This is a genomic window from Amedibacillus sp. YH-ame6 (assembly GCF_053848845.1).
Genome location: NZ_JBSPEZ010000018.1, coordinates 41,698 through 68,061 on the forward strand (window position 1 = coordinate 41,698; position 26,364 = coordinate 68,061).

Consider the following 26,364-nt stretch of genomic DNA (forward strand, 5'->3'; position numbering starts at 1 on the left):
AGGAGTGGAAACTATGCATACGATATTTGATTGGCTAAAAGAAAGAAATATCCATATTATAAATAAAGAATTAGTGAATGAGGCACTGACACATTCCTCTTATGTAAATGAACATAAAGCGTTGGATTGTGATAATGAAAGATTAGAATTTATGGGAGATGCGGTATTGCAGTTGTGGTCGACTCAAAAACTGTTTAAATTAGAACCGATTTTGAGTGAAGGACAAATGACAACGCTTCGTGCCCAACTTGTTTGTGAAGAAGCCTTAGCTGAGTACAATCGTACTCTTGGTTTAGGAAAGTACCTTCGTTTAGGCGTTGGGGAAGAAAAAACAGGTGGACGTGAACGTGATTCCATTCTTGCGGATATGTTTGAAGCATTGTTAGGCGCAATTTATTTAGATCAGGGAATGGAAGCTGTAAATATTATATTAGAGAGTGTGTTAACACCAGCAATCAATCAACCCAAAAGTGAAAGAGTGATTGATTATAAGACAAAGCTACAAGAATACATACAATCCGATTCACGTAAAACCGTGCATTATGAAACAGTCAATGTACTTGGACCTAGTAACAAACCTGAATTTGAAGTCGTCGTTAAATTAGATGAAATCAATTTGGGGAGAGGTAAGGGTTTCTCGAAAAAACGTGCAGAACAAATGGCTGCGAAAGATGCATTTGAAAAAATGGCAAAATAGATACCGGTTAGGTATCTATTTTCTGGTTCCTTAGGATATATATAAGAGGTGAGTGTAATGAAACAATATAACTTTGATGAAGTAATCGAAAGAACAGGTACAAGCAGTGTGAAATGGGAAGCAGATTTTCATACACAAGCAAAACAGATTTATCCACTATGGGTGGCAGATATGGATTTTGCATGTTGCGATGAGATTATAGATGCTCTCCATAAACGCGTGGATGAACGTATTTATGGATACAATAAAGGGTTCGATGAGGAATATAAAGAGGTCGTAAGTTCTTGGTTTAAGAAACGTTTCGATTGGATTGTGGATAAGAATGCAATCTTTCATTGTGGTGGGATTGTATCTGCAATTGCGTATGTATTGGAAATCTTAAGTGATGAACAAGATGGCATTATCATTCAAACACCTGTATATCATCCATTCCGTAAAAAAATAGAAGCAACGAAGCGCAAGGTTGTGGAAAACCCTCTTATAAATACAGCGGGATACTATACAATGGATTATGTAACTTTAGAGCAACAGATGAGTCGAAGCGATGTAAAAGGTATGATTCTTTGTTCCCCTCATAATCCTGTGGGAAGAGTTTGGAAAGAAGAAGAGTTGTTGCGTGTGGTTGAAATTGCGAAGAAATATGATAAATGGATTATATCGGATGAAATCCATTGTGACATTATACGTAGCAATCAACAACACATCCCTTTGTTGAAGTTGTGTAAGGATTACGAACAACGCATCATTGCGTGTACTGCACCTAGTAAAACCTTTAATTTAGCAGGTCTACAAAACAGTAATATCATCCTTCCTAATAAAGAATATCAAACTTTATGGAAAGAATATGTACAAGAACGCCTCTCCATTTCTACTCCTAATAGTTTTGCGCTTAGTGCATGCATTGCGGCATATGAACATGGAGAAGAATGGCTACAACAAGTGAATACGTACATCGATGAAAACATTCGTTGTGCAACAGAGTATTTAAATACGCACTTAAAAGATGCAGTCGTGACGTATCCAGAAGGAACGTATTTATTATGGGTGGATGTGAGAGCGTACTGTCAAGATGAGAAAAAACTGGAACAAGCATTACGATCACATGGAGTTATATTGAATGAGGGCTATATCTTTGGAAAAGAAGGCACATGTTTTGAAAGAATCAATGTTGCCTGTCCCAAAGATTTGTTAATGCGTTGTCTTGAAGTGTTCACAACAGTGATAAAAGAAGTATAGAAAGGATGTTTGTATGTTATATTTACAATATATTATATTAGCGATTTTTGTAGTGTTTTTTTCTGTCAGACTATCGTATTATGTGGATTGTCTAGATAAGAAAACATCTTTATCAGGTGCGTTTATTGGTGGGGTTTTATTAGCTGCCGTAACATCACTTCCTGAGTTATTTACATCTCTTACAGCGGTGTTGGCTTTACAACAACCAAGTCTTGTACAAGGGAATGTACTAGGAAGCAATATCTTTAATCTTTGTGTGATTGGAGGGCTGATGTTGTTTAGTGTACGAAGATATCAAAATGCATCCTTATCGAAATCACACACTTCTACTTTGCTGTATGGAATTGTAATGTACGCGCTTGTGTTCCTGGCAATTCTTTATCCCCAAGAAATTCGTCTTGGCTTCTTGCATGTGAATCTTATGTCTATTATTATTCTAGTAGTATATGCAATCAATGTGAAATTCATGGGCAATGATGAAAGTGTTCAAAATGAAGAAACAAATTATATTTCACTTACTTTAAAACAAATCATAGTTCGTTTTATCGCATATAGTGTTGCGCTTGTCATAGTTTCTATCTTGTTGACAACGGTAACAGATAAAATAGCAGATGAATTAAACTTAGGCGCAACAGTTGCTGGAGCTATCTTCTTGGGCGTGGCAACATCACTTCCAGAACTTAGCGCATCCGTGAATCTTGTGCGCATTGGTAATTTTAACGCCTCTTTTGGAAATATTGTAGGAAGTAATTTATTTAATTTCATCATTCTTTGTTTTGCGGATGTAATCTTCTTAAAGGGAAGTATTTATATTCATGAGACACAAGTGTTGAACTTATTAGGATTTGGTGTGTTATCTATGATTGCGACTTTAGGAGTGATTAAGTTTAAGAAGCATCGCGTACTTGTCTTATTATGTAGTGTATTGATATTAGCTTCTTATGTAACAAGTATTGTATTGTCTATTTAGGAAAGTATAAAAACCAAAGAAAGTAAAAGGATAACGCAAAAAGGTTGTCGTAGGATACATATATTGTGTTCTACGGCTTTTTTACAGTTATGAACAGGAGTAGAAAGAACAATCTTTTTATTACGAGATAGCTTTCTATTATTTGTGTTTCTTTCTTCGCAATTTAGCTTGAGTTGCTATTTCGCTTAATTCTTCCTTTGATAATTCAGGCAGGTGTTCTAGCTTATCGAGGAACAACATCATACTTTCATCTGATTTCATCTTCATGATTTCTGTATAATAGCTTACCAATACACCAGGAATAAGCGCAATCACTATGATGCCATAGAGTGCAATTACAACAATGATAATTCTGCCAATGAGTGTAGTCGCAGTAAAGTCTCCAAAGCCTATTGTGGTAACTGCGGTAAAACAAAACCATAAAGCATCTCCGTATGATTGGATGCCAGGCTCTACTAACAAAATGAAGAATGCGGCTAATAACGTAAACCCTATAAAAGAGGTGACGATTTTATCGGTGTTTGTGAATCTTAAGATTCGTATGAATACGCGAGAATTTTTCATTCGGAAGTACTCCTTTTCTGTTCTTATCTATTTATCATTATACCGTATAGAAACGATTCGAGAAAAGGAAAATGAGAAATGCATAAAGTAATTAAAATTTCATTGAAAATATGGTATCATATAGAAAGTGGAAATGAGGTATTTGATGGAATTAAAATTGATAGATTTAGTGCGTAAAATAGATGAGAACTATTCCGATTTAGGATACTTTGAAGATGGTTCTTTTACTATGAAGCCAGTATATATGAAGGGTAGTAATACATTACGATTGGATGTTCGTTTAAAGACTCCTTTACCATATGAGGTATGGGATGTTTTTTGTGTACGATTGATGAAAGCGACACGTTGTAAAGTAGATATGCATATTCAATGTGATCAACCGAGTGCGGATGTTTTAAATGTTTCCAACTATATACATCATTTCGTTAGTTTACAACCTCATTTAAAATTGTTTTCTGAGTTCCTTCCTAAAATTGAAGAGGATAAATATGTTATCTATCAAATTGGGGATGAAGCTTGTAAAGATAAGGCAATTCAAAATAAGCATTTAGTAAAAGATTTTCTTGCGAAGTGTGGATTTGATTTAGAGATTCATGTGGAAGATATGAAAATTACACAGAACGTACAAAGTGTACGTGTACGTGATGATGCGCCAAAACCTATGAAAGTCTTTGAAGAAAAAAAGGCGATGAACTTTAAACCGAAAGGGAAAAAGGGATTGGATCAATATATGGCATTCTCTATTCATGATATTAGCGAAGAATGTCACGGCGTAAAGATACAAGGGAAAATATTTGAGAGTGAAACAAGAACTCTACGTACAGGGAAAGATATTCAAACGTTATGGATTGCGGATGAAGATGATGCGATTGTCATGAAACGTTTTGAACGTGGTGCCATTACAAAAGAGGTACTGGGTGAAATCAAGGTAGGAGATATGGTCATTGCTTATGGAAAGGTAGAGTTTGATTCTTTTTTGCGTGACCTTGTATTTATGCCAGATGTTATTGAGAAAATTCATGAAGTAAAACGTGTGGATGAGGCAGAGGTAAAACGGGTAGAATTGCATGTACATACCAAGCTTTCAGAAATGGATGGCGTTTGTAATATTGAAGAGTATATCAATGCGGCAAATGATTGGGGAATGGATGCGGTCGCATGTACGGATCATTTAGTCGTACAGGCATTCCCAAAAGCACAACACAAAGTATCTGCCATTAATAAAGGTAGAGAAAAACCGTTTAAAATGATTTATGGGATTGAAATGAACATGGTAGATCCTAAGTTACAGATTGTACGCAATATCGCAGATATCGAGTTAGAAAAAGGAACGTATTGTGTATTTGACTTAGAGACTACGGGGTTATCAAGTCGATTTGATCATATCATTGAATTTGGTGGTCAAATTGTGAAGGACCGTGCTTGTGTAAAGAGTTTACAGATGTTTATTAAACCACCTGTTCCTTTGAGTGCGTTTACTACGGAATTAACGGGTATCAGTGAAGAGCATATGAAAGATGCCAAGCCGTTTGCGCAGTGTATTGATGAAATCCTTGCGTTTATTGGGGATAGCATCTTGGTTGCGCATAATGCAAGCTTTGACTACAATTTTTTGAATGATGAACTCGCTCGTATTGGAAGACCTCCATTGATGAATCCAGTTATCGATACATTGGATTTAGCAAGAAGTATGCAAGCGGATCGTAAAGGATATCGTTTAGGACAGATTGCTCGTTCTTATGGTATTCGATATGATGAAGATGTTGCCCATCGTGCGGATTATGATGCGGAAGTATTAGCTCAAACATATATGAATATGTTGAATGACTTAAAGGAAATCAAGAACCTACAAGAACTTCAGGATATGCAAAGTGATGGAAGCTTTCGAAAAGTACGTACCAAACATGTTACGATACTTGTGAAGAATATGGCTGGTTTAAAAGAACTTTTTGAATTAGTGACATTATCGCATACGGATTATTTAGCCTATAACAGTAAGTCTACTAACAACATAGTGGCGGAACCAAGAATTGTACGTAGTGAAATTGAAAAACGTAGAAGAAATGGAAACTTGTTAATTGGTTCTAGCTGTTTAAATGGCGAAGTGTTTGATATGGCACAGACGCGTAATGAAGAAACATTGTTGGAAGTGATGCAGTTCTATGATTATATCGAAATACAACCGTTGGGGAATTATAAGCATTTGATTGAACGTGATTCCATAGGAAGTATGGATCGTTTGAAAGAAATCTTACAATCAATTATGGATGCGGCTAATAAGTTAGGAAAAAGAATTGTGGCTACTGGGGATTGTCATTATGTACATCCAAATCAAAAAATGATTCGCGATATTTATATTTCATCCCAAGCAATTGGTGGAGTACGTCATCCTTTATATATCTACAATCAAGAAAAACGACGTAAAATTAAAGCGCCAAGCCAACACTTCCTTACAACAAATGAAATGTTGAAAGAGTTTGAGTGGGTTGGAAATAAAAAGGCATATGAGTATGTAGTGGAGAATACCAATGCAATCGCAGATATGATAGAGTTGGTATTACCAGTAAAAGATCGTTTGTATCCACCAGATATCGAAGGATCTGATCAAAAACTAATTGATATATGTTATGAAAATGCACATAAGAAATATGGGCCTAATTTACCTGAAATTGTGGAAGAGCGATTGAAGCGAGAATTGGATAGTATTATTGGACATGGTTTCTATGTAGTTTACTATATCTCTCATCTTCTTGTGAAGAAGAGTTTGAATGATGGATATTTGGTTGGCTCACGTGGTTCGGTAGGTTCTAGTTTTGTTGCGACAATGTCGGAAATTACTGAGGTAAATCCACTTGCACCGCACTATGTGTGTCCAAAGTGTCATTATGTAAAATTCTTTACAGATGGAAGTGTGGCGGATGGATTTGATTTGCCTGATATTCAGTGTCCAGAGTGTGGCGAAACCATTCGTGGAGATGGACATGATATTCCATTTGAAACGTTCTTAGGTTTTGAGGGGGATAAAGTTCCCGATATCGATTTGAACTTCTCAGGAGATTATCAACCAACAGCACACGCATATACCAAAGAAGTATTTGGTGATGACCACGTATATCGAGCAGGTACCATTGGTACTGTTGCGACACAGACAGCCTTCGGGTATGTAAAAGGATATGAAGAGGAAATGGGTATTGAGGGTACTATGCGTAATGCGCAAGTACTTAATCTAGCAAAAGGGTGCGAAGGTGTCAAACGTACCACAGGACAACATCCTGGTGGTATCATTGTTATTCCTTTGGATTTGGATGTGCATGATTTCACTCCTGTGCAATATCCTGCCAATAACCCTTATGCCGATTGGAAGACGACCCATTTTGAATTCCATGACATTCATGACAATGTATTAAAGTTTGATATTTTAGGACATGTCGATCCAACTGCAATGAAAATGTTGGAAAGAATCAGTGGTATTGATCCAGTAAGTATTCCAATGAATGATCCAGCAACTATGAGTATCTTCTCTAAAGTAGATGCCCTAAAAATTGATACATCAAGATCTACAGAGAAGACAGGAGCTGCGGGACTACCAGAGTTTGGTACACCGTTTGTACGTGGTATTTTGGAACTTACACAACCAACGACCTTTGATGAACTTCTAAAGATATCCGGATTGTCCCATGGTACTGATGTTTGGTTGGGAAATGCCAAGGATTTAATCGATCAACAAATCTGTACCTTGAAGAGTGTAATAGGTTGTCGAGATGACATTATGGTATATTTGTTGCATAAAGGGCTCGCGCCAAAACTATCCTTTACAATCATGGAATCTGTACGTAAAGGTAAGGGATTAAAAGATGAATGGATTCCAGAAATGAAAAAATGTGGAGTGGAAGATTGGTATATTGATTCTTGTTTGAAAATCAAGTACATGTTCCCGAAAGCCCATGCGACGGCATACGTTATGATGGCCATTCGTATCGCATGGTTTAAAGTGCATAAACCACAATACTATTACTGCATGTTCTTCTCTATTCGTTGTGATGCTTATGATATTGAAACAATGATTAAGGGGGAACAAGCAATTCGTCGTAAGATGACGGATATTGATGATCGTTTAAAAGATAACAACTTAAAACGTGATGTGACAAAGAAAGATAAAGATATTTACAATACACTTGAGTTAGCACTAGAAATGGTACTTCGTGGTTTCTTTTTTGAAAATATCGATTTGAATCGTTCTGCGTCCAATGAGTTTATTGTAGATCCAGAAAATGAATCACGCATCATACCTCCTTTTACATCCATCGATGGACTTGGAGAGAACGTTGCGGATACAGTGATTGAAGCACGTAAAAATGGACCTTTCTTATCAAAAGAAGACTTGCAAAGACGTACGTCATTAAGTGGAACACTAGTAAAGAAACTAGAATCCATGGGTGTGCTTGAAGGCTTGCAAGATGAGAACCAAATGGCATTGTTTTAAGAACAGGGAAACCTGTTCTTTTTGTATTTATAAGTATGAGGCTTTATGAAAAGAGAATGTGATGAATTTTAAACAAGTTTTTGTATCAGACTTAAAATACAGGGGTATTGAAAAATATCCTTCTTTTTTTTATGAAAAATTCTACTTATACGAAAGGGCAAGAAGATTTTCAAATCTTAATAAAAAAACATAAAAAATATATATACAAAATATAGAGAAAAGGGTATAATAGTGGTAGATAGTAGCGCAAAGTGGTAGAAAGTGGAGGAAATGGCTTATGTTCATGGGTGAATACGCTCATAATATTGATAAAAAAGGTCGTATTATTATCCCAGCCAAATTCCGTGAGGAACTTGGTGAACAGGTAATTGTCACAAGAGGTCTTGATGGCTGTCTTACGATCTATACCAATGAGCAATGGCAGACAATTTATGAACAGTTGTTAAAACTGCCTTCTACAAAAAAAGATGCTCGTATGTTTGTACGTATGATGACGAGCAAAGCTGCTGAATGTGAAATTGATGGTCAAGGGCGTATCTTGATACCTGCACCGCTCATTCGTATTGGTGAATTGGTAAAAGAATGTATGGTCATTGGTGCTGCTAATCATGTAGAAATTTGGTCCAAAGAGAAATGGGATCCAGTGGATGATGAAGCAAATGCGACGTTTGAAGAAATCGCAGAAAATCTTACGGAGTTCATGTTATGAGTAAACATTACAGCGTTCTCTTAGAAGAATGTATCGAAGGATTACATATAAAACCCGATGGTATTTATGTAGATGGAACCTTAGGAAGAGGTGGACATAGTTGTGAAATACTAAAACACATTCCACAAGGTCACCTATATGCGTTCGATCGAGATGAAACAGCAATTGCAGAATCTACACAACGTTTACATGAAATTGGTGACAATTTCACCCTGATTCATAATCAGTTTTCAAACTTGAAACAGGAATTACATAAATTAGGCATTGAACATTTTGATGGTATGTTACTAGATTTAGGAGTTTCATCTCCACAATTTGATGATGCACAACGAGGCTTTAGTTATCGTTACGATGCGTTATTGGATATGCGAATGGATCAAACACAAGCAATTAGTGCTTATGATATCGTTAATACATATGATTATCATGAATTGGTTCGTATCTTCTATCAATATGGAGAAGAAAACTTCGCTAAACAAATCGCAAGAAAAATTGAAAAACAAAGAGAAACAAAACCAATAGAAACAACCTTTGAGTTGGTAGATGTCATCAAATCTGCTTTACCATCCAAAGTGCTAAACAAAAAAGGACATCCTGCAAAGAAAGTATTTCAAGCAATACGAATTGCGGTGAATGATGAACTAAAAGAAATTGAGTTAGTCCTACAGGATGCACTAGACATGTTAAACGTAAATGGAAGACTCTGTGTGATATCCTTCCAATCCTTGGAAGATCGCATTGTAAAAGAAGCATTCCATAAAGTTGCGACACCTAAAAAAGTGGATAAACGTATTCCTATCCTTCCAAAGGATATGGAAGAAGTACCGTTTCGTTTGGTGAATCGCAAACCAATTACAGCGAATGAAGAAGAACTAGAAGAAAACAATCGTTCTCATTCCGCTAAACTTCGAATAATTGAAAGAGTAAGGTGAGTTATATGGCGAAGGCAAAATTAGTAAAAAGAAAAAGAAGATTAAGAATCGAGGCAATAGCGACATTAGTATTTACATTGTCAATTTTTATGTATCTTGGCGCTATTTTTGGACTTCAGTCATACAATATTATGTTGCAAAAAGAAGCACAAAATATTCAAGAAAAGGCAGGTACTTTAAAAGCTGCTGTCGCAAATCTTGAAACGGATGTAAATAACCTTGAAAACCGCGAACGAGTGGTAGGTATGGTTGAATCCGAAGGAATTAGCTATAATCAAGGAAATATAGTGACAATCGAAGATGAGTCTTCCAAGTAATAAAGGCGTGATTAAATGAATCCCAAAAGAAGCAATCGAACTTTATTTTTTACACTAATCATAATGGGGATTATTGGAGCAATCGTTATTTCCAATGTCCTTTTTACTATGGTTACACATACGCATCTACGTAGTGGTATCAATATAAAGGAATACAAAGATTCTTCTATTTCAAATACGAATGTCATTAAGGGAAAACGTGGAACCATTTATGATCGTTCAGGTGAAGTAATCGCACAGGATGAAGATTCTTATACAATCATTGCGTATCTAGATAAATCGCGTAAAGGGATTGGTGATAAGCCAGCCTATGTTGCGGATGTTCGTAAAACCGCAAGACTATTAGCAACGAAACTTGATATGAGTGAAGATGACATTTATCAAAAACTAAGTGACGCTAAGGAAAAAGGAAGCTATCAAACCTACTTAGGCACAAAAGGAAAGAATTTAAGTACGAATGTTAAAGAAGGCATTGAGTCTTTAGAATTACAAGGAATTTCCTTTGAAAAGTCTGTAAAAAGAAATTATCCAAATGGTATATTTGCTTCCCAACTTATTGGATTTGCACAATATAGTGATACAGATGAAATGCTAACAGGTGTACAAGGACTTGAAAGTACATTAAACGAGTATTTGACAGGGGCAGATGGATTAGAAACCTATCAAAAAGATGTGAATGGAAATATCATTCCAGGTACACCATATACAAAAGAATATGAACAAGATGGGAATAATGTAACACTTACCCTTGATCGAAACGTTCAACTTACGTTACAGAGCAGTCTAGAAAAGACGGTGAAAAAATCAGGTAAAATAGGTTGGGGAATCGCTATGGAAGTGGAAACTGGGAAAATATTAGGATATGCATCGTATCCAACTTATGATTTGAATACACGAGAAGGCTCTGCAGAGAATGGAACCAATGTTCCTGCTATGTACCTTTATGAACCAGGTTCAGTTATGAAAGGAATCACGTATGCGGCGGCTGTCGATTCTGGGGTGTATCCCTATGACACGAGTTTTTCGAGTGGAACTTTCTATTATAATGTAGATGGAGATGGTAAAATTTATCGTACCTCCGCAAACGATGGGCCGTACGCAAAAATTACAGATGCAATGGGGAGGGATCATGGTAGTTTATCATTTGATAAAGGATTTACGATTTCTAGTAATATAGGGATTTGTGAATTACTTACAAAGTATATGAATCCCGAGGTGTACAAGGAGTATGTGGAAAAGTTTGGCTTTGTAAAACAAGTTGCGATTCCTTTTGTGAACAATGAGGCTGGGGGCATGAGTTGGACTTATCCATCCGATAAATTATCTGTTGGATTTGGACAGGCAATACAAATAAATGCCCTTCAAATGGCACAAGCGTATACAGCAATTTTAAACGATGGGAAAATGGTGCGTCCATATGTTGTGGAACGTATCACAGATGCCAATTCCAATAAAATCATCAAACAATATGGCACAAAACAAGTAGGAACTCCAATTTCACAAAAAACGAGTGAATATATGCGTAGTTTGATGAAGACAGTTGTGGAAGATAGTGAAGGGACAGGACATGCATATCGTTTAGATGATGTAAGTGTCATTGCGAAAACTGGTACAGGGGAAGTTGCCACGGCAGAAAAAGGATATAATTCAGGAATTTGGACAAGTTCGGTTATGATGGCAGCGCCTTATGATGATCCGAAAGTCATGGTGTATTATTGTTTCCAAGGTTCTGATATCATTGACTTTGATCGTTCTCCTATGAAAGATGTTATGCGTGCAGCACTTGTCGCAGCTAATGTTGCTAGTAATACAAATACATCTGAAGAAAAGAAAACTTATTCCGAATGGAAAGATTATACAATGCCTTCTATTACCAACCATACTTTGGAGTATGCGAAAAATAAGCTAGTAGATATGAAGGTTGGACAGATTGTAATTGGAGACGGAACAAGTGTAGTTAAGCAGTATCCTGCTAGTAATTCTACGATTGTATCAAATCAAAATGTCTTTATCTTAACCGACGGGGCAGTTATCACAATGCCAAATATGAGTGGTTGGACAAAGAAGGATATTACTGCATTCTGGGAATTGACTGGTATTTCTGTAGAAATGGATGGTTCAGGAGTTGTGGTAAGTCAAGATATTGCAGAAGGTAAGACGATTGATAAAGATAGCATTATAAAAGTAAAAATGGAATAAATGAGCACTCGAATCCTAGGATTCGAGTGTTTTCTATTTCGTTATCATTTTTTATATGTCTTTGTCATAAGATACAACGAGGTGATATTATGATCCGTGGTAAAGTAAAGAGTCGAATACATATTATATTCTTATGTGCAATGATGATATTTGCATGCATCTTAGGTAAACTTGGGTACGAACAAATTTTTCATCATACGGACATCATGGAAAAAGCCTTAAATCTTTGGGAGAGGGATTTTACGGTGGCAGGATTACGTGGGTCGATTCTTGATAAAAATGGAACTGTACTCGCTCATGATATCCCAAGTACATCGGTGATGGTGGTGCCTGCTCAAATTACAGACGCAAGTGGTACATCGAAACAACTTGCGAAGATACTGGAGGCAGATGAAAAAAAGATTTATGAAACGATTAGTAAAAAGGTAAGTACACAAAAGATACAACCAGAAGGAAGACTTATTAGTAATGAGAAAGCAAATGCATTAGAGGCTTTGGATTTGCCAGGGGTATACTTGGTACAAGATTCCTTGCGTAATTATCCTAATAACAATTATCTTGCGCAAGTATTAGGTTTTACTGGGATTGATAATCAAGGACTTGCGGGTTTAGAGTTACAATACAATGATATTCTTACTGCACAAAGTGGTGCCTTAAACATTCCATTTGATGCGAAAGGACACAACGTTGAATTATACAATGAATCTTATGAGGCCCCTGGAAGAGGAATGGATGTCGTTTTAACCATCGATGCGTTGATACAAGATATCGTAGAGCGAGAAATGAACAATCTTGTGAAACGATACAAGCCGAAGAGTTGTTTAGCACTAGCGATGAATCCAAAAACAGGAGAGATATTGGCGATGGTATCTAAGCCAGACTATAATCCAAATAAATATCAAGAGTATTCTAGTGATATTTATAATCGAAATCTTCCTATTTGGATGAGTTATGAGCCTGGTTCTACTTTCAAGTCAGTAACCTTTGCGTCAGCTTTAGAATTAAATTTGTTTGATATGTTTAAAGATACCTACTATGACAAAGGGTATGAAATGGTAGGGGGTGCTAGAATCAAGTCTTGGAAAGCTGGAGGACATGGACAACAGACGTTCTTACAAGTGCTTGAGAACTCTAGTAATCCAGGGTTTGTGGAAATCTCTAGACGTTTAGGGTTAGATAATGAATATGAGTATGTGAAAAAATTTGGATTTGGAGAGAAGACAGGAATAGATTTACCTGGAGAATCTAAGGGAATTATGTTTAAAAAGAGTGCGATGGGAGAAGTAGAACAAGCAACCGTAGCCTTTGGACAAGGATTGAGTGTAACACCAATTCAGTTAGTTACTGCATTCTCTGCGATTGTGAATGGTGGAACTTTATATGAACCATATATTACAAAAAGTATCAATGATCCGATTACCCATGATCCGATATTAGAATATAAACCAACCATCAAACGTAAAGTAATTAGTGAAGATACAAGTAAGAAAATGCGTTATGCATTAGAGAGTGTTGTAGCCAATGGTGGTGGTAAACAAGCCTATTTAGAAGGATATAAAATCGGTGGAAAAACAGGAACTGCACAAAAGGCAGAAAATGGAGTTTATTCAAGTTCTAGTTATATTCTATCTTTCTTATCTGCGGCACCAATTGATGATCCAGAAATCGTACTTTATATTGCGGCCGATAGTCCACAAAACAATATTCAATACGGGGGAACGGTGATTGCGCCAATCGCAAAAGCTTGTTATGAGGATATCTTGCCTTATTTAGGAGTCAAGAAAGTAGATGATCAAATACCAAAGAAATTGGTATGGCCAGAAACAGAAAATATCAAAGTTGCGGATTTCGTTGGGAAGAAGAAAAAAGATGTAGTACAAGAAGGTATACGTTTTAGTTTTATTGGTGAAGGAGATACTGTGTTAGAACAAATGCCAGAAGCTGGCACAACCTTCAGTTCACAGGGAGGGGAGGTTTGGATTTATCTTGGAGACGATAACGTTAAGTAAACTATTGGAAGCACTACAAATTCCTTGTCAAGATGATAGGATTGTAAAAGGGATCAGTGACCATAGTAAAGAAATCCAAAAAGATTGGGTATTTGTGTTACGTGATCATAGTGAACATGCGAAAGAATACGCAAAGGAAGCATTAAAGAATGGTGGAGTTGTGTTATGTGATCAAGAATTGCAACAAGAACATGTATATAGAGTGGCACATATTGAATTTGTTGTAGGGGTGTTGATCAATAGGTTTTATGGAGACTTATGTACTGCGTTATGTGTTATTGGGGTAACGGGAACAAGTGGGAAAACAAGTGTTGCCTCTTATATTACACAATTATTGGAAATGGAAGAGAAAAGGGTATTGCAGATTGGGACTGGATTTATAAAATATCATCAACTGATAGAAAGAACACATAATACGACTCCTGGGTGTTTTCAACTCGCGCAATGGTTTCAAAAGGCATTGGACTTTGGATGTGATTATATAGTAATGGAAGTAAGTTCACATTCAATTGATCAAAATCGTATACGTTTTATTAACTTTGATATGATTTTATATACCAATATCACACGAGATCATTTAGATTATCATTTAACTTCAACACATTATCGCTATACAAAGTTTAAATTGCGTCAATACTTAAAGACCAATGGCGCCATCATTTATAATGCAGATATGCCATATATGCAAGAGCTTGTTCATCTAGCGAATTATAATTGTATTTGTTTTGGTATGGATCAAGCACATTTTCCTATTCGTAAAGTTATGCTTAGTGATCATGATATTGCGTTTGAGGTTCAAGGATATCCATATCGTGCGCCTTTGTTGGGAATGATCAATATTTATAATTTATGTGAAGCATTAATAGCGGTGCATCGATTAGGGACAAGTTATGAGCGTTTACAAGACTTGGTTGGTGGAATGAAGGGTGTTGCGGGAAGAATGGAACTAATAGAGGCAAATGATTTTTATATTTGGTTGGATTATGCGCATACCTATGATGCGTTAAAGAATCTTTTAGAATTTGCGAATCTTGTGAAAAAGGGAAGAATCATAACACTGATTGGATGTGGGGGAGATCGCGATCGTAGTAAACGTCCTATGATGGCGGATGTAGCCTCTACGTATAGTGATATTGCGATTTATACAAGTGATAATCCTAGAGGAGAAAGTGTATATAAAATTCTAGAAGATATGTGTCTTCATCCACATGATAATGTAAGGATTTTTGAGAATCGTTATTTTGCGATAAAACATTCTGTTAAAATTGCCCAAAAAGATGATATAATAATAATCGCTGGAAAAGGAGACGAGGATACCATCACCATTCGTGGAGTGGAATACCCCTTTTCTGATCGCTCTTGTATATACAAGTTGCTATATAAGGAGGAACTAGAGTGGAATTAAAATATCTACTTGCATTCGGATGTAGTTTGGTAGCGACCTTCATTGTCATGCCAATCCTCATTCCGTTTCTACATAAAATTAAATTCGGACAAAGTGTTCGACAAGAAGGACCAAAAAGCCATATGGCAAAAACAGGAACGCCAACCATGGGTGGGTGTGTCTTTGTAATTGTCCCAGTATTGGTATTGTTAATCTTGGATTATAAAGCATTCTTTTCAAAAGAAATGTTAATTGTAGTCTTTGCATATCTTGGGTATGCGATGATTGGGTTTATTGATGATTTCTTAATCGTTGTGAAAAAGAATAACGATGGATTAAAACCGAAAGTTAAATTTCTAATGCAATCTGTACTAGCTATTGTCTTTTATTTGTTTTATCAATCCATGGCGGCTACATTTGTAGAAATACCAGTGTTCCATATGACAATTGAACTAGGATTCTTGTACTTTGTGTTAATCTTTATCATGTTTACGGCAGAGAGTAATGCGGTCAACTTTACAGATGGTTTAGATGGACTTTGTGCTGGGACTTCTCTTATTGCGATTGCGCCTTTTATCATCTTCGCCTTACTACAAGAAAATAGCGATTTAGCAATGTTCTTGTTAGCGGTCAGTGGAAGTCTTTTGGGATATTTGCGATTCAATATTCATCCTGCGAAAATTTTTATGGGGGATACAGGATCTCTCGCCCTTGGTGGTTTGATTGCGGCATCCGCTATGATTTTGAAAAAAGAATTGTTATTGTTAGTGATTGGTGGCGTGTTCTTAATGGAAATGTTATCTGTTGTGATTCAGGTTACCTATTATAAACGTACGAAGAAAAGAATCTTCCGTATGGCACCTCTTCATCATCATTTTGAAGAAGGTGGAATGAAAGAGACACAAGTAGTGATTATGTTTTGGAGTATTGGTTTTGTACTAGCAGCTATAGGATTATGGCTAGGGGTGATATAACATGAAAAGAAACGTATTGGTGATTGGAGCGGCTAGAAGTGGTATTGCAGTTTCGAAGCTTTTACATCGTCATGGATTTCATGTAATCCTAACGGATATGAATGAAATCAAAGAAAAAGAAGAACTTATTCAACAAGGGATGGAAGTATATGATCAAGGACATCCTGAAACTTTAAAGCACTGTGAGTATGCATTTGTTGTAAAGAATCCAGGGATTAAATATACCGTACCTTTTGTGAAATATTTTGTGGATCATCAAGTACAGATTTTAACGGAAGTAGAGATCGCATATCGTTATGCATCGAAATTTCATTATGGTGCGATCACAGGAACCAATGGAAAAACAACGATTACGACGATGTTGTATGAGATGTTAGAATATAATCATAAAGCACTTGTTGCAGGAAACATTGGAGTACCATTGAGTGAACAAGCCTTTGAATTTGAAGGTGAGGAAAAAGATGTTGCGCTAGAATTGAGTAATTTTCAATTATTAGGAATCGATACTTTTCGTCCAACCGTGAGTGTTGTTTGTAATCTTGCGCCTGATCATTTGGATTACATGCCAAGTGTAGAATCGTATTATGAATCTAAAATGCGAATCTATGAGAACTGTAAAGGTGAAGATTGGTTTTTACGTAATGTAGATGATGAAACCTTGATGAAGTATGCAGTTAAAATCCCATGTCAAGTAATCGATTTTTCACTTGTGAGAGATGATGTAGAATTATATCGACATGAAGGTAGTGTATATTTAAAAGATATGAAGCTATTTGATGAAGCCGATTTAAAAGTAGTGGGGGATTATAATTTATCCAATGCTATGGTGGCTAGTTGTATGGCATTCAAACTCGGTGTAAGTGTCGAGGACATTCAACAAGCAATACGTGCATTTAAGCCAGTAGAACATCGTTTAGAATACATTGGTGAAAAAGATGGAGTTAAGTTTTATAATGATTCCAAAGCTACAAATACCCATGCAGTTGTGGCAGCCTTACAATCCTTTACCAAGAATATTATTTTATTGGCAGGGGGGCATGACAAAGGTATTAGCTTTGATGATTTAAAACCATTTGATGAACAAGTGAAACAATGTATTTCTTTTGGAGAAACAAAAGAACAGTTCAAAGATATCTTCCATAATGTAACTACAAAAGAAACTATGCAAGAGGCACTTAATGAAGCGGTTCGTATCAGTGCACCAGGAGATGTGATTTTATTGTCACCAGCATGTTCTAGTTACGATCAATTTCCAAATTATGAAGTACGAGGAAAAATGTTTAAGGATATGGTAAACGAAGTACTTGCGAAATAATATTCTTTCAATTTCGTTATAAAGCAAACGAAAGATTGTACTTTTGTAAAGCAACGTGTAAAATATTAAAATGAAACAGGAGGAGTATTATGTTAGAAATTTTAAAGTCGATTATATATGGTATTATTGAAGGAATCACGGAATGGTTACCAATCAGTAGTACAGGACATATGATATTGGTAGAAGAAGTTATGCCAATGGATGTATCAAAAGAGTTTTGGAGTGTATTTCTTGTGGTTATCCAATTGGGTGCCATCTTAGCAGTTGTATTATTGTTTTGGCACAAAATCTTTCCATTTAATCTAAAGAATAAAAATCGTCCATTCGTTCGTTATGATATTATGAATTTATGGGGAAAAATCTTGGTTGCTTGTATTCCTGCGGCTATTATTGGATTGGCGTTCGATGATATACTAGAAAAATATTTATACAATGGTTGGGTAGTTGCGATCATGTTGGTATTGGTAGGTATTGCCTTCTTGTTTATCGAGAATAAAAACAAAGGAAAACGCGCACGTGTTACTACACTAGCTGAGTTGTCTTATAAAGATGCCTTGTTGATTGGTGGATTTCAGTTAATCGCCGCAATTTTTCCAGGGACAAGTCGTTCTGGCGCAACCATTCTTGGTGGCTTGATGATTGGTGTTAGTCGTACCATTGCGGCAGAATTTACGTTCTTCCTTGCGATTCCAGTTATGTTTGGAGCGAGCTTGTTAAAGATTGTGAAATTCGGATTTGGATTTACAGGAACAGAACTTACACTCCTTATTGTGGGTATGATTTCTGCTTTCATCGTTTCCTTAATTGTTATTCGATTCTTAATGAGCTATATTAAGAAACATGATTTCAAAGTTTTTGGTTACTATCGAATTGTGTTAGGAATTGTTGTTTTAATTACTTTTCTAACAGGAATTTTATAAGATGTAAGGGACGAAAGTCTCTTTTTTAGTGAAAGGGAGGATTATAAATATGGTCTTATTAGTCATTGATACTCAAAAAGGTATTATGAAGAGCGATGTGTATGCATTTGATGCGTTGGTATCAAATATCAAAGAGTTGATTGAATCTGCTCGTGTGAATAATATCGAAGTAATCTATGTTCGCCATCAAGATAAAGAGGGTGGAGAACTTGTAAGAGGATGCGATGCGTTTGACATCTATGAACCATTTGCGCCTAAGGCAGATGAAAAGATCTTTGATAAGAAAGTGAATAGTGCTTTTAAGGAATCGGGGTTATTGGATTATTTAAAAGGTAAGAAAGAAAGAGAACTTATCATTACGGGATTACAGAGTGAATATTGTATTGATGCGAATGTAAAGTGTGGATTTGAACATGGATTTCAAATCATCGTGCCTGCTTTTGCGAATTCAACAGTTGATAATAAATATATGAGCGCAGAAGAAAGTTATCACTATTATAACGATTTCCTATGGAAGGGTCGTTATGCTACATGTATATCTATGGAAGAAACGTTACAAAGGATGCGAGGATTATGATGATTTTATACATCCATCGGTTGAGAAAGTTGTAATTGTTATTGTATTGTTTTTGCCTTTTATCATAGGGAGTATATAAAAGGAGTGCTGATATGGTAGAAAGAGTTTATCTTAGTAGATAGACTTTTTTTGCATTGGGTGTTGACAAAAAACAGAGTGTGCTGTATTATTGTGTTAAGCACTTAATACAGTGACACAGGAGGTGGTGTAATGATTACGGATTTCAGTAATGAGCGCCCGATTTATCTTCAAATTCTTGATTTGATTAAATTGGATATCATATCGGGGAAATACCATGAAGGAGAAAAACTTCCTTCTGTACGAGAATTAGCAGCAAGTTATCGAGTCAATCCGAATACTATGCAACGCGCCTTTTCAGAGTTAGAAAGTGCAGGGTTAGTATTTACAGAACGTACAAATGGACGGTTTGTAACGGAAGATAAACATGTGATCGCACAGTTGAAAAGAGAATTGGCTGTCGAAAAGGTGGAAGAATTTCTGAAAGCGATGAAATCGTTGGGGTATGAAGATGAAGAATTATTCACATTCATTAGGGATGTTAGAAAGGGAGAGAAGAAATGAGTATTGTACAAATTAAAAATGTAAGTAAACGATTTGGAAACAAGGAAGCTTTAAAAAAAGTAAATTTGAATATTGAAAAAGGAAAGATTATAGGATTGTTGGGATCTAATGGAAGTGGGAAATCAACGTTGATAAAAATCATCAATGACTTATTAGTTCCAACGACTGGTAATGTGTTAATCAATGGTGAAAAACCAGGAGTGAATAGTAAGAAAGTAATTTCATATTTACCAGAGAGAAGCTATTTGAGTTTCAATATGAAAGTTAAAGAACTGATTGCTTATTTCGCAGACTTCTATGAAGACTTTAATGAACAAAAAGCACATAAGTTGTTGGCAGACTTTGAAATCGATGAAAATGATCGATTAAAGACGATGTCAAAAGGTACAAAAGAAAAAGTACAGTTGATTATGGTAATGAGTAGAAATGCACAGTTGTATATTCTTGATGAGCCAATTGGGGGTGTTGACCCAGCTGCTCGTGATTATATCTTGGATACCATTTTAGCAAACTTCAACGAAGATGCATCAATCTTAATATCTACACATTTAATTGCGGATATTGAACGGATCTTGGATGATGTTGTATTTATTTCCAAAGGTGAAATTGTGAAGAATACATCTGCGGATGAATTGCGTAATGCGAGTGGGAAATCTATTGATGAAATTTTTAGGGAGGAATTCAGATGTTAGGGAAATTATTAAAGTATGATATAAAGTCTCAAGGAAAAAGTTTGTTGCCAATGTATTTGATTGCGTTAGGATTTGCATTAGCAACACGCGGGATGAAATATGTAGTAGATGCATTTCCTGTGGTATCAGTTGTCTATTCTTTTATGGTTACGATGTGTATATTTGCGCTGATTGCGGTTGTTGTTTGGACATTGATCGTAGCAATCAAACAATTTTACTTTAATGTATTGAAAGATGAAGGGTATTTAACACACACTCTTCCAGTCACAAGAAATCAAATCATTTTATCTAAGGAACTTACATCTGTTGTGTTTATGGTGATTGCGACAGCAGTAGTAATCCTTGGTGTATTCCTTGCCTTCTATCAAGGAGGGGTTAAATCTTTCTTAGATCAAATAAGTGAAGTGTTCGCAATAAATGGAGTAGATAGTACAAAGGCACTCATTTGGATTATTGCGATGCTTGCCATTAGCTATATTTCTTATGTTCAAATGGCATTTACGTCTATGATGATAGGACAAACGCAAAATACGAATAAAATCTTGTTTTCGATTGTAGCTGCTATCATTATCTATGTTATTCAAAGCATATTGAGTATTATTATGCTAGGAGTTGATATTTGGATTGATCCAGAATTGATGGATATCATGAATACCTCTAATCCATTATTGTCGGATGTATGGCAATATGTAGAATTGATATTTATATCCTCAACGATTCTTACCGTTATATCTATGGTAGTATTCCATGTTCTATCTGTGGTTCTTGCGAATCGCAAATTAAATCTTGAATAAAAAAATGGAGGTTGTCTTAGGACATCCTCCATTTGCTTTAGTTGAACAATTGAAATCCAACTTTCTTCTTTACTTTCATAAGTTTCTTTTGCGCAATTGCTCGAGCTTTGTCGTTTCCCTCGGTAATTACTTTTTCTAACGTACCACTACTTAGGATGTCTTTGTATTTCTTTTGTAAATCAGTAAGGAAGTTAAATACGGCTTCACCAACTTCTTTCTTGAAATCTCCATAGCCTTTTCCTTCATAACGTTTAACAATGGATTCTATTTCTTCTCCTGTTAAGGAAGAAAGAATCATAAGAAGATTGGAAATTCCAGGTTGTTGTTCCACATCATATTTCACAACTCCTAAAGAATCCGTAACTGCAGACATAACCTTTTTACGAGCAACTGCAGGTTCATCTAATAAATCAATGGTACCTTTTGGGTTGTCTTCTGATTTTGACATCTTTTTTGTTGGGTTTTGGAGGGAATAGATTTTCGCTCCTACTTTAGCTACCAATGGTTCAGGGATTGCGAAGGTATCTCCATAACGATGATTGAAACGTTCTGCCAAATCTCTTGTAAGTTCTACATGTTGTTTTTGGTCAAGTCCCACGGGTACATAATCCGCATCATATAATAGAATATCGGCTGCCATTAAAGCTGGATAAGTAAACAAACCGGCAGTGATACCAGTTTCACCTTTTGCGGTTTTATCTTTGTATTGCGTCATTCTCTGCATTTCTCCGATATAGGAATTGCACGTCATAATCCAACCCAATTCTGCATGTTGAGGTAAATCACTTTGTAAAAAGATGGTCGCTTTGTTTGGGTCTAAACCCGCAGCTAGATATAAAGCAATTAAATCCTTTGTATTTTGTTTTAGTTCTGCACGTTCTTGAGGAACGGTAATAGCATGCATATTGGCGATGAATACGTACATTTCATAATCTTCTTGGTACTCCACAAAATTACGGATGGCTCCAATATAATTTCCCAATGTTAATCTTCCTGTTGGCTTAATGCCACTCAGCATTCGTTTCATAAATATCCTCCTATAAAATAAAAAAAGTACCCTGTAGGGACGCATATAGCGTGGTACCACCCAACTTGCTTCATGTGAAGCCACTTCTCATAACGGTGAGTTTCCGCTCGGATGAGTATGCTCGAAAGTTCCACTTCAAATATTAGGTGTACTGACTTTCACCAACCATCAGTTCTCTACTTAGCATCCATAACATTCTACTCTTACTTTTTCATTGCATATGTATTAACAGTATTATCATACTATCACAACGAATACTTGGCAAGAGGAAAACAAAAAACTTGAAATTTCGCTTTCCATAAAAAACACTATACTATATAATAGAGGGGTGAAACCAAAAGGAGGCAGATATAGATGATTATCTTATATACATCACCAGGATGTGCAAGCTGTCGAAAAGCAAAACAATGGCTCAAAGACAACGATATGAAGTTCGTTGAGAAAAATATTTTTACGACTCTATTAAAAGAAGAGGAGATTAAATATCTCTTACAGAGAAGCGAAAATGGTACGGAAGATATCATATCTACACGTTCCAAAGTATTTCAAGAATTAAACAAAGATTTGGACGATTTATCCGTGAAAGAATTAGTGGATTTGATTCAGAAGAATCCAAGTATTTTAAAAAGACCAATTATGATCAATGAAAAAAGTTTTGTTGTGGGTTATGATGATGATGAAATCACAGCCTTTATTCCACCGAGCCTTAGAATTATGGCGGAAAAAGCATGTAATCCAAGTTGTGCAAATTATCCAATTTGTGGTAAAGTAAGAGAAGAAGCATAAAGTAGTGTGTATAGCATACTGCTTTTCTTTTTGTGCAACAAAACGATTGACGATACAATGTTCAAATGTAATAATTATCATTGAGATATGGGAGAGCTTATGAAATCTAATTTATTTGGGATCATGCAACGTGTTGGACGTAGCTTTATGTTGCCTATTGCCTTATTGCCCATTGCTGGACTTTTCTTGGGATTGGGTAGTTGTTTGACAAATGAAGCAACCATTGCATCACTGCATTTAGAAGGAATTTTAGGGCAGGGGATGTTTTTGCATGATGTGTTACAGGTGACAACAAAAGTAGGTAGTACAATATTTAATAATCTACCGATTATATTCGCAGCTTCGGTTGCCTTGGGTATGGCAAAAAAAGAGCGAGAGATTGCGACACTTTCCGCAATCGTAGCCTTTTTAGTAATGCATACGACCATCAATGGAATGTTGGTTGCGGATGGAAGAATCGTGGATGGTAAGATAGCAAGTGATGTAGTGGATGGGACAATCAATTTTGTATGTGGGATTCAATCTTTAGAAATGGGAGTGTTTGGTGGCATTCTTGTTGGTTTAGGGGTTGCGTATTTACATAATCGTTTCTATCGCATCGAGCTACCAAGTGTATTATCGTTTTTTGAAGGTACGCGCTTTGTACCTATTATATCTGCAGTTGTATATTTGTTTGTGGGTTTCTTGATGTATTATATTTGGCCGTTCTTTCAAAATATGATATTTTCAGCAGGGGACTTTATAACGCAGTCAGGGTATATTGGAACTTTTGTGTTTGGTTGTATTAAGCGTATATTAAATCCATTTGGGTTACACCATGTATTCTATTTGCCTTTCTGGCAAACGGTTGTTGGTGGATCAATGGAAGTAAATGGAACGATGATTTATGGAGGACAAAATATTTTCTTTGCGCAATTAGCGGATCCTAATACCATACATTTTAGTGCAGATGCAACTCGTTATTTTACGGGAGAGTTTCTGTTTATGATCTTTGGGTTGCCAGGAGCTGGTTTGGCAATGTATCGCTGTTGTAAGAAAGAATATAAAAAAATTGTGGGAAGTTTCCTTTTAACGGCATGTTTGACAAGCGTGTTAACAGGAATTACGGAACCTGTAGAATTTATGTTTTTATTCTCTGCGCCTATTTTGTATGTGATACATGTCATCTTTGTGGGAAGTGCTTATATGGTGGCACAAATATTGAATATCACGATTGGACTTACGTTCTCGGGTGGACTGTTGGATTTTATTGTGTTTGGAGTTTTACAAGGGAATGATAAGACAAGTTGGTATTTGGCAATACCAGTAGGGCTTTTCTATTTCTGCTTATACTATTTTGTATTTAAGTTTATGATAGTCCGTTTTAATTTAAAGACGATTGGGCGAGGAGGGGCGCAAGATTTATTGGCTCTTACCATTCATAATAAGAAGGATAAACAGGAAAGTGATTCCTATGTGATTGATAAACAGGCACAACGTATTGTTGTGGGTGTAGGTGGACGTGATAATATTAGTAATCTAGATAGTTGTATTACGAAACTTAGACTTACCATCAATGATAGTGCAAAGGTAAATAAAGCGTTGTTGAAACAGGCTGGAGCAGCAGCGATTATTATGCATGGAAATGGACTACAAATCATATTTGGTCCGAAGGCTTCGATGATTCGTACAAATATCAAAGAATATTTATTGCATACGACAAAAGATGAGATGGAAGAAGAACAAGTATCATTATGTTTGGGGAATGTTGAAATTGGGTGTATTGTAGATGGGGAAGTCATGGCAATCGAAGAATCCTGTGATCAGATGTTTGCGCAAAAACTGATTGGTGATGGAGTGATGGTAAAACCTAACGATGGTTTGATTGTTGCGCCATGTGAAGGAGTTGTAACTATGATTTATCCAACAAAGCATGCAATTGGTCTATTGCTTGAGAATGGTATAGAGTTGTTGCTTCATTTTGGTACAGATACTGTCAATCTCAAAGGAGAAGGATTTGAACTTCTAGTAAGAGTCGGGCAGACTGTTTCAAAAGGTGATGTATTATGGAATGCAGATTTACGTTATATTCAAAAAGAAGCAACTTGCGAAAATATACTTGTGGTATTTACAAATCTCTCAGATGATTATAAAATTGAAAAAACATATAAATCAATGAGCAGAGGGGAAGTCATGATGAAACTCATCCGTGATTAAGAAAGGTGGAAGGCAAATGTATCGAGTGATTAAGGTGTTGAACAATAATACAATCCTTGCAGCCCACAATCAACAAGAAGTGGTTGTTATGTTTAAGGGTATCGGCTTTGGCAGAAAAGTCGATGAAGAATTTGAAGTTAGCAAACAAGCAAAAAAATACATTATGCAAAAAGATAACAATGATGCAAGAAGATCGAGTGAACTTTTGTATCAAATGGATCCTATCTATTTAGAGATTGCTTCGGAAATCATTTATTTAGCAAAAGAGAAATTTGAAAAAGTAGATGAGGGAGTCTTGTTGCCATTAGCGGATCATATTTGTTATGCCATCAAAAGGATGGAGGATGATTTAATGCCTTCCAATCCATTTCTAAATGATATACGTTTATTGTTTCCTGATGAATATGAAGTAGCTGAAAAGGGAAAAGATATCATAGAAACAATGATATCAAAGACAATCAACGAAGATGAAATTGGGTATATTACATTGCATGTGCATTCTGCTATTTCTGCAAACAAAGTAAGTGATACCATGGAGGCAACACGCATCATCCATGAAAGTATTGATAGTTTACAACAAGATCTGGGTATTACAATCGATACAAAATCCATATCGTATGTTCGTTTGATGAATCATATTAAGTTTTTGATATTGCGATTGAATACAAATGAGAAGTTACAAATGGATATTAGTGAGTTTACGAAAGAAAAATTTCCATTTGCTTATGAGAAGGCCAAGGATGTATGTGAGGCTCTCTCAAAAACATTAAGTAAAAATCTTCCAGATAATGAAATTGGATATTTAGCACTGCATTTGGAAAGGATTTTATCGTGCATAACATAATAGGAAAAAAATGTATAAAAAATAAAAATTAGATATGTCAACCGTTTTTGAAAATGTCTCAAAAAAGATGAAACATAAGCGAAAATAAAATCTCTCACTAAAATGGCAGATCATCATAGATAAAGGCATTATCAGTAATCGGTGATGAGGGAATCAG

General features: G+C 35.9%; 22 protein-coding genes and 1 other annotated feature. Of the genes, 20 read left to right on the forward strand and 2 right to left on the reverse strand.

Features of this window, described 5'->3' with window-relative positions; translation table 11 throughout:
• The first annotated feature begins 13 nt into the window (after positions 1-13).
• Genes rnc through ACWG0P_RS11705 form a run of 3 tightly spaced genes read left to right on the forward strand, consistent with a single transcriptional unit; the run spans position 14 to position 2,903 of the window.
• Positions 14-697: a ribonuclease III gene (gene rnc, locus ACWG0P_RS11695; protein ID WP_455791931.1), complete on the forward strand. Its 684-nt coding sequence runs from the start codon at positions 14-16 to the stop codon at positions 695-697.
• 57 nt (positions 698-754) lie between these two features.
• Positions 755-1,933 carry a MalY/PatB family protein gene (locus tag ACWG0P_RS11700; protein WP_455801865.1) on the forward strand — a complete coding sequence of 393 codons (1,179 nt, stop codon included), beginning with the start codon at positions 755-757 and terminating at the stop codon, positions 1,931-1,933.
• A 13-nt stretch (positions 1,934-1,946) separates the two neighbouring features.
• Positions 1,947-2,903, forward strand: a complete 957-nt coding sequence (locus tag ACWG0P_RS11705) for a sodium:calcium antiporter (protein WP_455801866.1) — start codon at positions 1,947-1,949, stop codon at positions 2,901-2,903.
• Between the two features lie 138 nt (positions 2,904-3,041).
• On the opposite strand, the gene ACWG0P_RS11710 is transcribed toward ACWG0P_RS11705, so the two are convergent.
• Positions 3,042-3,467 (reverse strand): potassium channel family protein, encoded by a 426-nt coding sequence (locus ACWG0P_RS11710; protein ID WP_455801867.1) that lies wholly within the window; start codon positions 3,465-3,467, stop codon positions 3,042-3,044.
• 145 nt (positions 3,468-3,612) lie between these two features.
• Here ACWG0P_RS11710 and ACWG0P_RS11715 point away from each other — a divergent pair, with 145 nt between their 5' ends.
• From ACWG0P_RS11715 to ACWG0P_RS11780, 14 genes are all read left to right on the forward strand, one after another.
• Positions 3,613-7,950 (forward strand): PolC-type DNA polymerase III, encoded by a 4,338-nt coding sequence (locus ACWG0P_RS11715; RefSeq protein WP_455801868.1) that lies wholly within the window; start codon positions 3,613-3,615, stop codon positions 7,948-7,950.
• A gap of 277 nt (positions 7,951-8,227) precedes the next feature.
• Positions 8,228-8,659 (forward strand): division/cell wall cluster transcriptional repressor MraZ, encoded by a 432-nt coding sequence (gene mraZ, locus ACWG0P_RS11720; protein ID WP_455791925.1) that lies wholly within the window; start codon positions 8,228-8,230, stop codon positions 8,657-8,659.
• Entirely contained in the window at positions 8,656-9,591 is a 936-nt protein-coding gene (gene rsmH, locus ACWG0P_RS11725) for a 16S rRNA (cytosine(1402)-N(4))-methyltransferase RsmH (RefSeq protein ID WP_455791924.1), read from the forward strand. The genes mraZ and rsmH overlap by 4 nt, the downstream gene beginning before the upstream one ends.
• 5 nt (positions 9,592-9,596) lie before the next feature.
• Positions 9,597-9,908, forward strand: coding sequence for a cell division protein FtsL (locus tag ACWG0P_RS11730; RefSeq protein WP_455791922.1), 312 nt, complete (start codon positions 9,597-9,599; stop codon positions 9,906-9,908).
• Between the two features lie 63 nt (positions 9,909-9,971).
• Complete coding sequence (locus ACWG0P_RS11735) at positions 9,972-12,107, forward strand: penicillin-binding protein (RefSeq protein ID WP_455801869.1); 2,136 nt, start codon at positions 9,972-9,974, stop codon at positions 12,105-12,107.
• Between the two features lie 89 nt (positions 12,108-12,196).
• Complete coding sequence (locus tag ACWG0P_RS11740) at positions 12,197-14,116, forward strand: penicillin-binding transpeptidase domain-containing protein (RefSeq protein ID WP_455801870.1); 1,920 nt, start codon at positions 12,197-12,199, stop codon at positions 14,114-14,116.
• Entirely contained in the window at positions 14,094-15,521 is a 1,428-nt protein-coding gene (locus ACWG0P_RS11745) for a UDP-N-acetylmuramoyl-L-alanyl-D-glutamate--2,6-diaminopimelate ligase (RefSeq protein ID WP_455801871.1), read from the forward strand. The genes ACWG0P_RS11740 and ACWG0P_RS11745 overlap by 23 nt, the downstream gene beginning before the upstream one ends.
• Entirely contained in the window at positions 15,512-16,474 is a 963-nt protein-coding gene (mraY, locus tag ACWG0P_RS11750; RefSeq protein ID WP_455801872.1) for a phospho-N-acetylmuramoyl-pentapeptide-transferase, read from the forward strand. Before ACWG0P_RS11745 ends, mraY begins: the two co-directional genes overlap by 10 nt.
• Position 16,475: 1 nt before the next feature.
• Complete coding sequence (murD, locus tag ACWG0P_RS11755; protein WP_455801873.1) at positions 16,476-17,789, forward strand: UDP-N-acetylmuramoyl-L-alanine--D-glutamate ligase; 1,314 nt, start codon at positions 16,476-16,478, stop codon at positions 17,787-17,789.
• 89 nt (positions 17,790-17,878) lie between these two features.
• Complete coding sequence (locus ACWG0P_RS11760; protein ID WP_455801874.1) at positions 17,879-18,709, forward strand: undecaprenyl-diphosphate phosphatase; 831 nt, start codon at positions 17,879-17,881, stop codon at positions 18,707-18,709.
• Between the two features lie 49 nt (positions 18,710-18,758).
• The gene (locus ACWG0P_RS11765) at positions 18,759-19,286 is read left to right on the forward strand and encodes a cysteine hydrolase family protein (RefSeq protein ID WP_455801875.1); all 528 of its coding nucleotides are present in this window, start codon (positions 18,759-18,761) and stop codon (positions 19,284-19,286) included.
• 210 nt (positions 19,287-19,496) lie between these two features.
• The gene (locus ACWG0P_RS11770; RefSeq protein ID WP_455801876.1) at positions 19,497-19,868 is read left to right on the forward strand and encodes a GntR family transcriptional regulator; all 372 of its coding nucleotides are present in this window, start codon (positions 19,497-19,499) and stop codon (positions 19,866-19,868) included.
• Positions 19,865-20,560: an ABC transporter ATP-binding protein gene (locus tag ACWG0P_RS11775; RefSeq protein ID WP_455801877.1), complete on the forward strand. Its 696-nt coding sequence runs from the start codon at positions 19,865-19,867 to the stop codon at positions 20,558-20,560. Before ACWG0P_RS11770 ends, ACWG0P_RS11775 begins: the two co-directional genes overlap by 4 nt.
• Positions 20,554-21,354 (forward strand): hypothetical protein, encoded by an 801-nt coding sequence (locus ACWG0P_RS11780; RefSeq protein WP_455801878.1) that lies wholly within the window; start codon positions 20,554-20,556, stop codon positions 21,352-21,354. The genes ACWG0P_RS11775 and ACWG0P_RS11780 overlap by 7 nt, the downstream gene beginning before the upstream one ends.
• 37 nt (positions 21,355-21,391) lie before the next feature.
• On the opposite strand, the gene trpS is transcribed toward ACWG0P_RS11780, so the two are convergent.
• Entirely contained in the window at positions 21,392-22,381 is a 990-nt protein-coding gene (gene trpS, locus ACWG0P_RS11785) for a tryptophan--tRNA ligase (protein WP_455801879.1), read from the reverse strand.
• A gap of 32 nt (positions 22,382-22,413) precedes the next feature.
• Positions 22,414-22,605, reverse strand: a binding site (T-box leader).
• Between the two features lie 130 nt (positions 22,606-22,735).
• Between trpS and spx the strand changes: the two genes are divergently transcribed.
• The 3 genes from spx to ACWG0P_RS11800 all read left to right on the forward strand — a co-directional run bounded on the left by spx (position 22,736) and on the right by ACWG0P_RS11800 (position 26,207).
• Positions 22,736-23,167, forward strand: coding sequence for a transcriptional regulator Spx (spx, locus tag ACWG0P_RS11790; RefSeq protein WP_455791909.1), 432 nt, complete (start codon positions 22,736-22,738; stop codon positions 23,165-23,167).
• Between the two features lie 99 nt (positions 23,168-23,266).
• The gene (locus ACWG0P_RS11795) at positions 23,267-25,363 is read left to right on the forward strand and encodes a glucose PTS transporter subunit IIA (RefSeq protein ID WP_455801880.1); all 2,097 of its coding nucleotides are present in this window, start codon (positions 23,267-23,269) and stop codon (positions 25,361-25,363) included.
• Between the two features lie 16 nt (positions 25,364-25,379).
• The gene (locus tag ACWG0P_RS11800) at positions 25,380-26,207 is read left to right on the forward strand and encodes a PRD domain-containing protein (protein WP_455801881.1); all 828 of its coding nucleotides are present in this window, start codon (positions 25,380-25,382) and stop codon (positions 26,205-26,207) included.
• Positions 26,208-26,364: the final 157 nt, after the last annotated feature.